Origin of the sequence: Geodermatophilus arenarius (genome assembly GCF_042654585.1) — a bacterium.
Classification (GTDB): Bacteria; Actinomycetota; Actinomycetes; order Mycobacteriales; family Geodermatophilaceae; genus Geodermatophilus; species Geodermatophilus arenarius.
In genome coordinates this window covers 47,504-59,943 of sequence record NZ_JBHSGR010000020.1, presented here as the reverse complement: position 1 = coordinate 59,943, position 12,440 = coordinate 47,504, and the positions used below count along the sequence as shown (strand labels likewise).

The window sequence follows — 12,440 nt, the reverse complement described above, 5'->3', positions numbered from 1 at the left end:
CCGCCCGGACACCGGCCGGTCCGGGCTCAGCGCCGCAGCGCCCGCTCCTGGTCCAGGGCCAGCGCGAGGTAGACGGCGGTGAAGTCGGCCACCGCCATCTGCCGCGCCAGGCGGGGCAGCCGGCCGTGGCGCTCGGGCTCGCCGTGCTCGGCCAGCCCGCTCACCGGCACGTTGTTGGCCGCGGCGGTGCGCAGCACCTCGCTCATCGCCTCGTGCGCCGAGCGGGGCTCCCGCTCGCCGGCGCCGTCGTGGTCGGCGGCGTCGGTGTCGCGGATGGTGAGCAGCCGCAGCCGGCGGCCGGTGTCCTCGGCGCGGTCGCGGAAGAAGTCGTCGACGTCGCGCGGCGCCAGCGGCCCGCCGAGCACCGCGCAGGCGGCGACGCGCTGGTCGGGCAGCCGGAACCCGCTGGTCGGGAGGCCGGCGAGGGTGGCCAGCTGGTCGGCGAAGCGGGCGGCCGCGGTGCCGGCCAGCGGCCCCTCAGCGGCGATGACCGGGAACGCGTCGAGCAGCTCGAGGGCGAGGGTCTTGGCCGGGTTGGTGAACGACTCGCGCGCGGGGCCGCACTCGGCGGCGACCTCGTCGAGGGCCGCGGCGATCGCCTCGGGGTCGGCCGCCTCGGCCCGCAGCAGCCCGAGGTCGGTGGCCAGCCGCAGCAGCGGGGTGAGCAGCGACCACAGGGTGGTGTGCCGCACCCGCGAGCGCGGCAGCGGCACGTAGGGCATCCGCGCGGTCGAGCAGGCCGCCCGCAGCGGGGCGTCGTCGGCGCCGATGCCCAGCAGGGTCACCCCGCGCCGGGCCGCCTCGTAGGCCGGGGTCACCGCGTAGCGGCCGGCGCCGGTCCGGGTGGCGACGACGGCGATGTCGGTCGGGCCGGTCCACACCGGCAGGTCCGGGCCGGGGACCACGTCGACGGTGACCGGGCTGGACGGGCCGAGCAGCGCCCGCAGCACCGACGCCGCCACCGCCCCCTCGCGCCGGGCGACGATCACCAGCCCGCGCGGGCGGCCGCCCTCGGTGACCCGGCCCAGCCCGGCCTCCTCGGTCAGCCGCGCGGTCTCGCGCACCTGCGCCCCGGCGCCGGCGACGGCCGGCAGCAGGCCGCGCGGGTCGCGGGCGCGCAGCACGTCGAGGTCGTCGAGGACCTCCTCGGCCAGCTCGGGCGAGGTCATCGGCCCGTCGTCCCCCCGCCGCCCCGCACCCGCGCCTCGTCGAGCAGCAGCACCGGGATGCCGTCCCGGACGGGGAAGGCCCGGTCGCACGTCGGGCACACCAGCTCGCTCGCCGCCTCGTCGACGGTCAGCGGGCTGTGGTGGGTGTCCGGGCAGGCGAGGACCTCCAGCAGCAGCGGGTCCAGGCCGAGCGGCCCCTGCGTCGTCCCCTGAGTCATGCGCGCACCATCCCCAGCACCCGGTCCCTGAGCTCTTCCATCCGCGCCCGGTCGGGCGCCTCGACGTTGAGCCGCAGCAGCGGCTCGGTGTTGCTGGCCCTCAGGTTGAACCACGAGCCGTCGGGCAGGTCGACGGTCAGCCCGTCGAGCTCGTCGACCGTCGCGCCGTCGGCCTCGAACGCCTCCCGGACCACCTTCGTCCGCTCCGCGGCGTCGGCCACGGTGGAGTTGATCTCCCCGGAGGCGGCGTAGCGGCTGTAGGCGGCCGTCAGCTCCGACAGCGGCCGGCTCTGCTCGCCGAGCGCGGCCAGCACGTGCATCGCGGCGAGCATCCCGGTGTCGGCGCGCCAGAAGTCGCGGAAGTAGTAGTGCGCGGAGTGCTCGCCACCGAACACCGCGTCGGTGCGGGCCATCTCGGCCTTGATGAACGAGTGCCCGACCCGCGTGCGCACCGGGGTGCCGCCGTGCTCGCGGACGATCTCGGGCACCGCCCGCGAGGTGATCAGGTTGTGGATCACCGTCGTCCCGCGGCCCTTGGCCAGCTCCCGGACGGCGACCAGCGCGGTGATCGCCGAGGGGCTCACCGGCTCGCCGCGCTCGTCGACGACGAACACCCGGTCGGCGTCGCCGTCGAAGGCCAGGCCGATGTCGGCGCCCTCGCGGCGGACCGCCTCCTGCAGGTCGACCAGGTTGGCTGGGTCCAGCGGGTTGGCCTCGTGGTTGGGGAAGGTGCCGTCGAGCTCGAAGTACAGCGGGACGACGTCGAGCGGCAGGCCCGCCAGGACGACGGGGACGGTGTGCCCGCCCATGCCGTTGCCGGCGTCGACGACCACCCTGAGCGGGCGGATCCGCGACAGGTCGACCAGTCCGCGCAGGTGGGCGGCGTAGTCGGGCAGCAGGTCCCGCCGGCCGATCTCGGCGACGCGGTCGGGCACGCGGTCGTAGGAGTCGCGCTCGGCCCACTCGCGGACCGTGACCAGCCCGGACTCCTGCCCCACCGGGGCGGCACCGGCGCGGCAGAGCTTGATGCCGTTGTACTGCGCCGGGTTGTGGCTGGCGGTGAACATCGCGCCGGGCACGTCCAGCGAGCCGGCGGCGAAGTAGAGCAGGTCGGTGGAGCCCAGGCCCGCCTCGAGGACGTCGACGCCGCGGGACAGGACGCCCTCGGCGAACGCGCGGGACAGCGGCACCGAGGACGGGCGCATGTCGTGCGCGGTGACGACGGCGGTGGCACCGCTCTCGGTGGTGACGAACTCGGCGAAGGCGGCGCCGATGCGCCGCGCGACGTCCTCGTCCCACTGGTCGGGGACCACGCCCCGGACGTCGTAGGCCTTGATGATCGCCGACAGGTCCGTCACTGCACACCCTCGCCTGGACTGGCCGGGCGCGTCCCCCGGTCCGGCCGACCCTATCCGCGGGCACCGGCCCGGGCTCCCGGAGGCCGGTGCGGATCCCTCGGAGGTGCGAGCGGCGGAGCCCCTCAGTCCAGGTCGGGGAGGACGCGCAGGTGGCCGCGGCGGGTGCCGCGGCCGTCGTCGGCCGGGGCGCGCGGCGGCTCGGGGCGGGCCGCCTCGCGGACGGCGTCGGCCAGCGCGAGCAGGTCGTCCCCGGTCGGGCCGGAGTCCTCGACGTCGATCTCGTGCCGGACGACCTCCCAGCCGCGCGGCACGGTCAGCCGCTCGGCGTGGAACTCGCAGAGGTCGTAGCTGTGCGGCTCGGAGAACGTGGCCAACGGGCCGACGACAGCGGTCGACTCGGCGTAGACGTAGGTCAGTGTCGCCGCCGCCGGTTGCGCGCAGCCGCTGCGACTGCAGCGACGTGACTGCCTCACCACCGGTTCCTCACGCTGGGCACAGTAGCCGCGTACCCGGGGAGTCGGCGACAGGCACACCGGACCGGCGCCCCTCCGTTCCCATCCAACCCGACGTCCCCGCGCGCCCCGTCACCGGGGGCACGGCAACGCCCCGCTGCCCCGTCCCGGTGGTGCGCCGTACGCTCGCCCCGCCATGAGCCGACCCGTCCGTCCCGACCGCTCCCGGCCCGCCCGGTCCCGCCGCGACCGGCACGGCCGGGGCCTGCGGGGCCGCCTCGTCCCCGACGAGGTCCCCCTCGCCCGCAGCCGCGCCGAGCAGTTCGACGACCTGGTGCTCGACGCGGTCGAGGACCTCGAGCGCCGCTGGGAGCGGGAGCTGGCCGGCGTCGAGTTCGCCGTCGAGGACGTGCCCTGGGTCGACCACACCAGCCCCGACGAGGTGGTGCTCGACCCGGACGTCCTCGACGACGGCACGGTGCCGCTGGCGCGGGTGCTGCCGGCGCACCGTGAGGACGGGCGGGAGGTGCCGGCGCGGATCGTCGTCTACCGGCGGCCGCTGGAGATCCGGGCGCACGACCGCGACGACCTCGCCGACCTCGTGCGCGACGTCGTCGTGGACCAGGTGGCGGTGCTGCTCGGCCGCGACCCGGAGGAGATCGACCCCACGGGGTAGGAGGAGGACCCCCTCGCCCCCCCCCCCCGCTCGCAGGCTCGCCGCGGGCCCCTGCGAGCGGGCCGTTCCATCAGGTCGACAACGGGCTGCCCAGCTCGGCGGCCATCGCGCGGGCCTCGGTGAGGCGGGCGCGGGCGAAGGCGGTGTCCAGGCCGTCGCCGCGGTCGGCGCGGGTCAGCCGCGCCACCAGCTGCTCGAGGGCGACGGCGTGCCACAGCAGCCCCACGTCGGGCTCCTCCCAGCCGGCGGTGCGGGAGAGCACCACCTCCCCGATCTGCGCCCGGTCCTGCGCGTCGGGCGTGGTGGCCCACAGCGTCAGCAGGTCGCGGTGCCGGGGCGCGGGCCGGACGCCGGACCACTCGAGGACCACCAGCCGGCCCTCCCCGTCGGGCCCGCCGGAGTCGACGACGACGTTGGCGGCGCGCAGGTCGCCGTGCGCCACCTCGGACAGCGGCAGCTGCGCGGCGGCCGCGCGGACCGCCCGCAGCTCCCCCAGGCGCACGCCGCCGCGCACCAGCCGGGAGGCGTCCTCGACGGTGGCGCGGGCGCGGCGCAGCGACCCGCCGGCCGGCGGCTCCCACGGCTGCCCGGCCGGCACCGGCAGCGGCGCGATCCGCACCGCCGCCTCGACCGCGGCGGCGGTCCACCGCGGCCCGCCGGAGGGGCCGGGGTGGACGCGGCGGGACAGCAGCCACCGGCCGTCGTCGGCCGCGGCGACCACCTCGGGGACGCCGACCTGCCGCTCCTCGGCCCACCGCCGGCCGCGCAGCTCGGCCTGCAGCCGGCCCCGGCCGCTCTCGGTGACGGCGAGGTCGAGCACCCGGTCGGCGAGCACGCCCTGCACGACGCCGACCCGCGCGGACAGGTCGGTGACGGCGAGGACCGGGTCGGACACCCCCAGCTCGGCGAGCAGCGAGACCACGCGGTCGCGGGCTGCGGACACCGTCCCCGACGCCGTCGCTCCCGGGTTCTCGGCCACGCCGGGATCGTGTCAGGCGGCCCGGTGTGCCGCACGGGATCCCCCCGGGCGGCCCCTGGGATGCTCGGGGGGATGGACTCCCCCGCGCCGGTCGCCCCCTGGGTCGTGCTCGGCGTGGCCCTGGTGGCGCTGGTGGCGGTCGTCGCGAGGCTGGCGCTGAGCCGGCGGAGGGCGCCGGCCCGGCCGCGGCAGGAGGAGCGGCCCCCGCCGCCGGAGCGGCCGCCCGGTCCCCACTGGGCCGTCGACGACCTGCCCGCGTTCCTCGAGGCGCCGCCGGGCACCCCGGTCCCGGAGACGCGACCGGCCGCGGCCCCCGCGCCGGCGGCACCGCCGGGACCCGACCCGTCCGCCCGCACAGTGGCCGCGCTGGCCGCCGCGGGCCTCGCGCTGGTCGCCGTCCTCGCGGGCGTCGCGCTGGGCAGCGACCGCGGGGAGCCGGTGGCCGCTGGCGCGCCGCGACCGGCCGTCCCCGGGCCGTCCACGCCGCCCGCCTCCCCCACTCCCGCGCGGCCCGAGCTGCCCCCCGTCCCCGCCGACCCGCTGCCCGGCGAGCGCGGAGCGGGGCTGCTCGCCGCGCGGTCGGTGCCCCTCGGTGACGCCGGCGTCGCCGCCCGGCTGGCCCTGGGCGGGCTGGTGCTCGAGCGGCGCGCGGTCGGCGTCACCGTGGGCTACCCGTCGGTGAGCGTGAGCGTCGGGACCGACGGGACGGCACTGGCGCACGTGCTGCTGCCCGCCTGGAACTGCCTGGGCACCACCGCGCCCGCGGACCCGGAGGCGGCCGGGTGCACGCCGGTCCCCACCGAGTACGCCGACCTGCCCACCCCGGCGCTGACCGTCACCCGCGACGGCGACGCGCTGCGGCTCGCCGGCCGCTTCCCCACCTACACCCGGCCCACCGCGACGCCGCCGGCGTACACCGGCCGGGTCTACGACCTGAGCGTCACCGTGGCCCCGGCCGGTGGGCTCGACGGCGGCGAGGCCCCGGCGGACGGGACGCTGTTCCTCGGCACCGAGCGGGCCGAGGCGCTGCCCGACCCGTCGCTCAGCCGGATCCGCGTCGCCGGCTGACCGGCAGCGCGGGGACCAGCCGGGCCGCGCGGTCCAGCACCGGCCGCAGCACCCGGCCCCGGCCGGACACCGCGACGCCGACCAGCGGCGCGCCCCGGACGGTGCCCAGCCCGCCGATCCCGGAGCGGCCCCACCACGGCAGCCGGTCCGCGCCGTCGACCAGCGTGAGCAGCCCGGCGCTCAGCCGCCCGCCGTCGGTGACCGTGGCGACCTCGACCCGGCCGAGGGCGGCGTGCAGCCGGGCGGCCGCGCGGACGAGGTCGCGGGCCCGCGCGTCGGGCGCGGTCGCGAGCAGGGCCGGCAGCGCGCGGTCGAGGTCGCGGGGGTCCCGGCTGCGGACGACCCGGCCGGGTGCGACGTCGTCCAGGCCGTCGGCGAGCAGCGTGCTGCGGGAGGTGGCGACCCGGGCGTCGGGGCGCAGCCGGGCCAGTGCCCGCACGGTCGGGTCGCCCAGCGGCAGCCCGGCCAGCCGCAGCCGCCAGGGCCGGCGCAGCCCGGTGAGCAGGCCGAGCACGCCCGCTGCCAGGCGCTCGGCGGCGTCGTCGTCGCGGGCCAGCAGCCGCGCCGGCGGCCGGCCGCCGGGGACCGGGAGGCCGTCGCCGAGCAGGGTCGCGGTGACCACCGGGCCGGCGGTGGCCAGGGCGAGCAGGGCCAGCGCGTCGGGCCGGCCCGACCAGCGCGGCTCGACGACGACCGCGGCGGGCACCAGCCGCGGTCGCGGGTGCGCCGACTGCACCGACAGCACGGTGGTCAGCCAGGGCGCCGCGGCGGTCAGCGGCGCGGCGAGGTCCCGGGCGAGCGGGACGGCGGCCCGGACCTCGCGGACCACGCGGGCCCGGCCCAGCGCCGTCCGGGTGTCCCTGTCCGCTCCGGTCACCGGGTCATCCGACCACACCGCCGTCCGGCCGCCGGGACGCCGCCGAGACGCCGCCGAGACGCCGCCGGGACGACGCAGCCCCCGGCGGCACTGCCGTCGGGGGCTGTGGTCGGGGGCTGTGGGAGGGGTCGGGGGACGTCGCACGCCGGTGTGCTGGGCGGTCCCGTCCGTCCCCGGACGCCGGGGGTCAGATGGCGCGGCGGCGCAGGCGGCGGCGCTCCCGCTCGGAGAGCCCGCCCCAGATGCCGAACCGCTCGTCGTTGGCGAGCGCGTACTCCAGGCACTCGGCCTTGACCTCGCAGCCGGTGCAGATCTTCTTCGCCTCGCGCGTGGAACCGCCCTTCTCGGGGAAGAACGCCTCCGGGTCGGTCTCGGCGCACAGCGCGCGCTCCTGCCAGGACGCGACGTCGTCGGCCAGGCCCATGCCGAGCAGCCCCATCAGGCCCTGGTCGGCCGGCCCGCTGTTGCGGGAGCCCCGCTCCGACCCGCCGACGTAGTCACTCAGCCACGAGACCTCTGCCATGACGATGCGTCCCCTCTCGCTCTCGTCCCGGACGCGGTTGCTCCGCGCCGCACACCGCGGGAATTACACGCGTGTCGTTGCCCGAGCGTCAACTTCGCCCGGTGTAAGCGGTTGACCACACGGGCCACACCCGTCACACGCCGTTCGTCACTTCTCGTCCACGCAGCCGACACGCCCGTCGAACAGTGGACAAGTGCCCATGGGGCACGATGACTTTCGTGGAGATCGTCGTGCTCGCCGGTGGCGTCGGCGGGGCCCGGTTCCTGACCGGTCTGCGGGAGGTGGCACCGCCCTCGTCGGTCACCGCGGTGGTCAACACCGGCGACGACGTGACGATGCACGGGCTGCGGATCTGCCCGGACCTCGACACCGTCGTCTACACCCTCGGCGGGGGCATCGACCCCGAGCGCGGCTGGGGCCGGGCCGGCGAGTCCTGGACGGTCAAGGAGGAGCTGGCCGCCTACGGCGCCGAGCCCACCTGGTTCGGCCTGGGCGACCGCGACCTGGCCACCCACCTCGTCCGCACCCGCATGCTCGACGCCGGCTACCCGCTCTCGGACGTCACCGCCGCGCTCGCCGACCGCTGGCAGCCGGGGGTCACCGTGCTGCCGATGAGCGACCAGCGGGTCGAGACGCACGTCGTCGTCGACGACCCCGGCAGCGGGCGGCGCAGCGCGATCCACTTCCAGGAGTGGTGGGTGCGCCACCGCGCCGGGCTCGAGCCGCACGCCTTCGTCCAGGTCGGCGCCGAGCAGGCCCGCCCGGCACCGGGCGTCGTCGAGGCGCTGGCCCGCGCCGACGCCGTCGTGCTGGCGCCGTCGAACCCGGTGGTGTCGATCGGCACGATCCTGGGCGTCCCCGGCCTGCGCGACGCGCTGCGCGCCACCCCGGGCCGGGTCGTCGGGATCTCCCCCGTCGTCGGCGGCGACGTCGTCCGCGGCATGGCCGACCGCTGCCTGCCGGTGCTCGGCGTCGAGGTCAGCGCCGAGGGCGTCGGGCGGCACTACGGCGCGCGGTCCGACGGCGGCCTGCTCGACGCCTGGCTGGTGCACACCGGCGACCGCGCCGAGGTGCCCGGCGTCGACGTGCGCGCGGTGCCGCTGCTCATGAGCTCCCCCGAGGCCACGGCCGCGATGGCCCGGGCCGCGCTGGACGCCGCGGGCGTCTCGGTCGATGGCTGAACCGGCCGGGGGTCTGCGGGTCCTGCCCGTCCGGGGGCTGCCGGAGTTCACCGCCGGGGACGACCTGGCGGGGGCGGTCGCCGGCGCCGCGCCGTGGCTGGCCGACGGCGACGTCGTCGTCGTGACCTCCAAGGTGGTGTCCAAGGTGGAGGGCCGGGTGGTCCCGGTGCCGCCGGGCGCCGACCGCGAGGCGGTGCGGCAGCGGGCGATCGACGACGAGAGCGTCCGCGTCGTCGCCCGGCGCGGGCCGCTGAAGATCGTCGAGACGCGGCACGGCTGGGTGGTCGCCGCCGCCGGCGTCGACGCCTCGAACGTGCCCGGCGACTCGCTCGTCCTGCTCCCCGCCGACGCCGACGCCTCCGCCCGCGGGCTGCGCGACCGGCTGCGCGCGCTGCTCGGCGTCGAGGTGGCGGTGGTCGTCAGCGACACCTTCGGCCGCACCTGGCGGGAGGGGCTGACCGACGTCGCCGTCGGCTCGGCGGGGATCGCGGCGCTCACCGACCACCGCGGCGCGGTCGACGCGCACGGCAACCGGCTGGAGACGACGCAGACGGCCGTCGTCGACGAGGTCGCCGCGGCCGCGGACCTGGTCAAGGGCAAGCTCGACGGTGTGCCGGTCGCCGTCGTGCGGGGGCTCCGGTTCGAGGTGCCCGCCGAGGACACGGGCACCCGGCCGCTGGTGCGGCTGGGCCCCGGCGACCTGTTCCCCTACGGCAGCCGCGACCTGGTCGCCAGCCGGCAGCCGGTCCGCGACCTGGTGCCGCGGCCCGGGGACCGCGAGGCGGTCGCCGAGGCGTTCCGGGTGGCCAGCGCCGCGCTGCCGGAGTTCCCGGTGGTGCTGCGGCACGGCGGCGAGGGCGACGGCGTGGTCGACGTCCACCTCCCCGAGCGCGCCACGGTCACCGCCGCGCTGAACCTCGGCGCGCACATCGGGGCCGTGCTCGTCCAGCTGCACGCCGAGGGCTGGGCCACCCGGTGGGAGCCGGTCGGCACGCCGGGCGGGTCCTCACTCGTCGGGAGGTTGTGGCTGGGCTCCCCCCGGGCCTGACCGGCCGGCAGCCGCTAGCGTCGCCGGTCATGCGGGGGATCATCCTGGCCGGAGGCACGGGGAGCCGCCTGTTCCCCATCACCCAGGCGGTGAGCAAGCAGCTCATGCCGGTCTACGACAAGCCGATGGTGTACTACCCGCTCTCCACGCTGATGATGGCCGGCGTCCGCGAGGTGCTGGTGATCACCACCCCGGGCGACCAGGCCGCGTTCCGGGCGCTGCTCGGCGACGGCAGCCGGCTCGGGATGCGGATCGAGTACGCCGTGCAGGAGAAGCCCGAGGGCCTGGCGCAGGCCTTCCTCATCGGCGCCGGTTTCGTCGGTGACGAGGCCGTGGCGCTGGTCCTGGGCGACAACATCTTCTACGGCGCGGGCCTCGGGACGGCGCTGGGACGGCTGCCCGCCCCCGACGGCGGGCACGTGTTCGCCTACCACGTGGCCAACCCGCAGGACTACGGCGTCGTGGAGTTCGACGGCAGCGGCACGGTGCTCTCCATCGAGGAGAAGCCGGCGAGGCCCAAGAGCTCCTACGCCGTGCCCGGGCTGTACTTCTACGAGTCGTCGGTGGTCGAGGTGGCCCGCGGCATCCGGCCCAGCGCCCGCGGCGAGCTCGAGATCACCGCGGTCAACGAGCACTACCTGCGGCAGGGCCGGCTGACCGTCACCGTCCTCGACCGCGGCACCGCCTGGCTGGACACGGGGACGTTCGCCTCGCTGCGTCAGGCGACGGAGTTCGTCTCGGTGGTCGAGGAGCGGCAGGGCCTCAAGATCGGCTGCATCGAGGAGGTCGCCTGGCGGCAGGGCTGGCTCGACGACGACGGCCTGCGCCGCGCCGCCGGGCCCCTGGGCAAGAGCGGCTACGGCGACTACCTGCTGCGCCTCCTGGACGACCCGCGCCCCTGAGGACGGCGCCCGGCGCGACCGGGCGGCGCCGGGAGTGCACTCGCCAGGGTCTCGCGGGGCCTCCAGGGCCCGGTGTGTGCACACAGCGCGCCCGCGACGGCCGGGCAGCCGCGCCTCGTGCACACGGCGACCGGCCGGCCGCGGTCAGAAGCGGCGGTGGTCCGTCGGCGCCATCCGGGGGCCGCGGCGGGGCGGCATGCTCCCGCCGACGTGCAGCAGCCGCACCACCCGCTGCCGGTGCCCGCGCCAGGGCTCGAGCAGCTCCATCATCCCGTCGTCGTCGGTCCTCCGGCCGGCCAGCGACCAGCCCACCAGGTTCTTCAGGTGGTAGTCGCCGTAGCTGACGGTGTCGGGGCAGCCGTGCGTGCGCTGGACGACCTCGGCCGCCGTCCACACCCCGATGCCCGGCACCGTGCGCAGCTTGCGCTGGAGGGTCGGCGAGTCGCAGCCGTCGTCCGGCTCGAGCGCGTGGGCGACCGACGCCACGTGCAGCAGCGCCCGCCGGCGGGCGCCGTCGAGGCCGCAGCGGTGCCACTCCCAGTCGGTGACCTCCCGCAGCCGCCGCGGCGAGGGCAGCACCCGCATGCCCTCGGGGGCGGGGCCGGGCGCGGGGTCGCCGGCCAGCCGGAGCAGCGCCCGCCACACCCGGTGCGCCTCGACGACGGTGACCTTCTGCTCCAGCACCGCCGGGACCAGCGCGTCCCAGGTGCGACCGGTGCGGCCCAGCCGCAGGTCGGGCGTGCGCCGGGCGATCTCGCGGACCAGCGGGTGGCAGTCCGGGTCGAAGTCCGCGCAGTCGTCGTGGGCACCGAGCCAGCCGGGCACCGCCGTGCCGGCCCACTCCGCGCCCGGGCCCCACGCCTGCACCCGCACCTCGCCGCCGCGGTGGGTGACGCGCACCGTGGCGGGCCCGCACGGGGTGGTCGTCGTCCGCCAGACGGCGTCCCCGTCCCACTGCATCGCGGGGTCCCCGGCGCTGCGCTGGTGGGGGCGCAGCACCGCCTCCAGGTCGAAGCGCCAGTCCGGCCGCCAGCAGTCGGTGAAGTCGGCGCCGGCGAGGACGGCGGGGGGTGCGGGTGCCGGCGGGGTCGGGGCCGGCGGTGCAGCGGTCACGCGGGTCTCCGGGGAGTCAGCGGGGGGCCATGCGCAGCGCGCCGTCCATCCGGATGACCTCGCCGTTGAGGTAGCCGTGCTCGACGATGGCGAGCGCCAGCTGGGCGAAGTCGTCGGGGCGGCCGAGCCGCTTGGGGAACGGGATGCCGTTGGCCAGCGCGGTGCGGGCCTCCTCGGGCAGGCCGCCGAGCAGCGGGGTGTCGACCAGGCCGGGGGCGATGGTGCACACCCGCACGCCGACGCTGGACAGGTCCCGCGCGGCCGGCAGCGTCATGCCGACGATGCCGCCCTTGGAGGCGCTGTAGGCCACCTGGCCGATCTGGCCGTCGTAGGCGGCGATCGAGGCGGTGTTGACGACGACGCCGCGCTCCCCGTCCTCCTCCGGCTCGGTGGCGGCCATGGCGGCGGCGGCCAGGCGCAGCACGTTGAAGGTCCCGACCAGGTTGACCATCACCGTGCGGAGGAACGGGTCGAGGTCGTGCGGGGTGTTGCCCTTGCCGACCGTGCGCTGCGCCCAGCCGATGCCCGCGCAGTTGACCGCGACGCGCAGCGGCCGGTCCTTGCCGGTGGCGTCCTCGATCGCGGCGGCCACCTGGGACTCGTCGGTGACGTCGGTGCGGACGAAGGTGGTGTGCCCGCCGAGCTCGTCGGCCAGCGCCTTCCCGCGCTCCTCGTTGAGGTCGACGATGGTGACCGCGGCACCGCGCGCGGCGAGCGCGCGGGAGGTGGCCTCCCCGAGACCGGAGGCCCCACCGGACACGACAGCTGCGACGTCGAAGTTCTTCATGACCGGCATCACACCACGCACACGGTGACGTGCTGGACCGGCCCTCCTGCAGGGGTCCGCCGCGAGCCCCCGAGCGGTGGGGGGCAGGA

The 12,440-nt window shown here is 77.4% G+C and carries 14 protein-coding genes; 5 read left to right on the top strand and 9 right to left on the bottom strand.

The features are described 5' to 3' along the window. Nucleotides 1-26: 26 nt before the first annotated feature. The 4 genes from ACFO3M_RS17270 to ACFO3M_RS17255 form a co-directional block, all read right to left on the bottom strand. Entirely contained in the window at nucleotides 27-1,169 is a 1,143-nt protein-coding gene (locus ACFO3M_RS17270; protein WP_387991494.1) for an SIS domain-containing protein, read from the bottom strand. Beyond that, nucleotides 1,166-1,387, bottom strand: coding sequence for a Trm112 family protein (locus tag ACFO3M_RS17265; RefSeq protein WP_387991491.1), 222 nt, complete (start codon nucleotides 1,385-1,387; stop codon nucleotides 1,166-1,168). The genes ACFO3M_RS17270 and ACFO3M_RS17265 overlap by 4 nt, the downstream gene beginning before the upstream one ends. Then, on the bottom strand, nucleotides 1,384-2,745 hold the full coding sequence (locus tag ACFO3M_RS17260; protein WP_387991489.1) for a phosphomannomutase/phosphoglucomutase: 1,362 nt from the start codon (nucleotides 2,743-2,745) through the stop codon (nucleotides 1,384-1,386). The genes ACFO3M_RS17265 and ACFO3M_RS17260 overlap by 4 nt, the downstream gene beginning before the upstream one ends. Before the next feature lie 122 nt (nucleotides 2,746-2,867). Continuing rightward, nucleotides 2,868-3,218 carry a DUF3499 domain-containing protein gene (locus ACFO3M_RS17255; RefSeq protein WP_089402638.1) on the bottom strand — a complete coding sequence of 117 codons (351 nt, stop codon included), beginning with the start codon at nucleotides 3,216-3,218 and terminating at the stop codon, nucleotides 2,868-2,870. A gap of 175 nt (nucleotides 3,219-3,393) precedes the next feature. On the opposite strand from ACFO3M_RS17255, the gene ACFO3M_RS17250 reads away from it, so the two are divergent. Next, a complete protein-coding gene (locus tag ACFO3M_RS17250) occupies nucleotides 3,394-3,873 on the top strand; it encodes a metallopeptidase family protein (protein ID WP_387991485.1) in 480 nt (159 codons plus the stop codon). A 70-nt stretch (nucleotides 3,874-3,943) separates the two neighbouring features. Here ACFO3M_RS17250 and ACFO3M_RS17245 read toward each other — a convergent pair whose 3' ends face one another. Continuing rightward, the gene (locus ACFO3M_RS17245) at nucleotides 3,944-4,852 is read right to left on the bottom strand and encodes a phosphotransferase (RefSeq protein WP_387991482.1); all 909 of its coding nucleotides are present in this window, start codon (nucleotides 4,850-4,852) and stop codon (nucleotides 3,944-3,946) included. Between the two features lie 72 nt (nucleotides 4,853-4,924). On the opposite strand from ACFO3M_RS17245, the gene ACFO3M_RS17240 reads away from it, so the two are divergent. Next, nucleotides 4,925-5,920 (top strand): hypothetical protein, encoded by a 996-nt coding sequence (locus tag ACFO3M_RS17240; RefSeq protein WP_387991480.1) that lies wholly within the window; start codon nucleotides 4,925-4,927, stop codon nucleotides 5,918-5,920. Here the strand turns inward: ACFO3M_RS17240 and ACFO3M_RS17235 are convergent. Together ACFO3M_RS17235 and ACFO3M_RS17230 are read right to left on the bottom strand one after the other, a co-directional pair. Further along, complete coding sequence (locus ACFO3M_RS17235) at nucleotides 5,895-6,797, bottom strand: hypothetical protein (protein WP_387991477.1); 903 nt, start codon at nucleotides 6,795-6,797, stop codon at nucleotides 5,895-5,897. The two genes, ACFO3M_RS17240 and ACFO3M_RS17235, sit on opposite strands and share 26 nt — an antisense overlap. 187 nt (nucleotides 6,798-6,984) lie before the next feature. Then, nucleotides 6,985-7,236, bottom strand: coding sequence for a WhiB family transcriptional regulator (locus ACFO3M_RS17230; RefSeq protein WP_387991615.1), 252 nt, complete (start codon nucleotides 7,234-7,236; stop codon nucleotides 6,985-6,987). A 302-nt stretch (nucleotides 7,237-7,538) separates the two neighbouring features. Between ACFO3M_RS17230 and cofD the strand changes: the two genes are divergently transcribed. The 3 genes from cofD to rfbA are packed head-to-tail and all read left to right on the top strand — an operon-like array spanning nucleotide 7,539 to nucleotide 10,451. After that, nucleotides 7,539-8,501, top strand: coding sequence for a 2-phospho-L-lactate transferase (gene cofD, locus ACFO3M_RS17225; protein ID WP_387991474.1), 963 nt, complete (start codon nucleotides 7,539-7,541; stop codon nucleotides 8,499-8,501). Beyond that, entirely contained in the window at nucleotides 8,494-9,549 is a 1,056-nt protein-coding gene (locus ACFO3M_RS17220; RefSeq protein ID WP_387991472.1) for a coenzyme F420-0:L-glutamate ligase, read from the top strand. The genes cofD and ACFO3M_RS17220 overlap by 8 nt, the downstream gene beginning before the upstream one ends. A 29-nt stretch (nucleotides 9,550-9,578) precedes the next feature. Continuing rightward, nucleotides 9,579-10,451, top strand: a complete 873-nt coding sequence (gene rfbA, locus ACFO3M_RS17215) for a glucose-1-phosphate thymidylyltransferase RfbA (protein WP_387991469.1) — start codon at nucleotides 9,579-9,581, stop codon at nucleotides 10,449-10,451. A gap of 144 nt (nucleotides 10,452-10,595) precedes the next feature. Here the strand turns inward: rfbA and ACFO3M_RS17210 are convergent, their stop codons facing one another. Continuing rightward, on the bottom strand, nucleotides 10,596-11,564 hold the full coding sequence (locus tag ACFO3M_RS17210) for a DNA-3-methyladenine glycosylase family protein (protein ID WP_387991466.1): 969 nt from the start codon (nucleotides 11,562-11,564) through the stop codon (nucleotides 10,596-10,598). Nucleotides 11,565-11,580: 16 nt separating this feature from the next. Continuing rightward, on the bottom strand, nucleotides 11,581-12,351 hold the full coding sequence (locus ACFO3M_RS17205; protein WP_387991463.1) for an SDR family NAD(P)-dependent oxidoreductase: 771 nt from the start codon (nucleotides 12,349-12,351) through the stop codon (nucleotides 11,581-11,583). Nucleotides 12,352-12,440: the final 89 nt, after the last annotated feature.

What these genes read in the sequence shown, in the direction of transcription:
- ACFO3M_RS17270 (WP_387991494.1), bottom strand. Translation starts at nt 1,169, where the DNA reads ATGACCTCGCCCGAGCTGGCCGAGGAGGTCCTCGACGACCTCGACGTG.
- ACFO3M_RS17265 (WP_387991491.1), bottom strand. Translation starts at nt 1,387, where the DNA reads ATGACTCAGGGGACGACGCAGGGGCCGCTCGGCCTGGACCCGCTGCTG.
- ACFO3M_RS17250 (WP_387991485.1), top strand. Translation starts at nt 3,394, where the DNA reads ATGAGCCGACCCGTCCGTCCCGACCGCTCCCGGCCCGCCCGGTCCCGC.
- ACFO3M_RS17240 (WP_387991480.1), top strand. Translation starts at nt 4,925, where the DNA reads ATGGACTCCCCCGCGCCGGTCGCCCCCTGGGTCGTGCTCGGCGTGGCC.
- ACFO3M_RS17230 (WP_387991615.1), bottom strand. Translation starts at nt 7,236, where the DNA reads ATGGGGCTGCTCGGCATGGGCCTGGCCGACGACGTCGCGTCCTGGCAG.
- ACFO3M_RS17220 (WP_387991472.1), top strand. Translation starts at nt 8,494, where the DNA reads ATGGCTGAACCGGCCGGGGGTCTGCGGGTCCTGCCCGTCCGGGGGCTG.
- rfbA (WP_387991469.1), top strand. Translation starts at nt 9,579, where the DNA reads ATGCGGGGGATCATCCTGGCCGGAGGCACGGGGAGCCGCCTGTTCCCC.
- ACFO3M_RS17205 (WP_387991463.1), bottom strand. Translation starts at nt 12,351, where the DNA reads ATGAAGAACTTCGACGTCGCAGCTGTCGTGTCCGGTGGGGCCTCCGGT.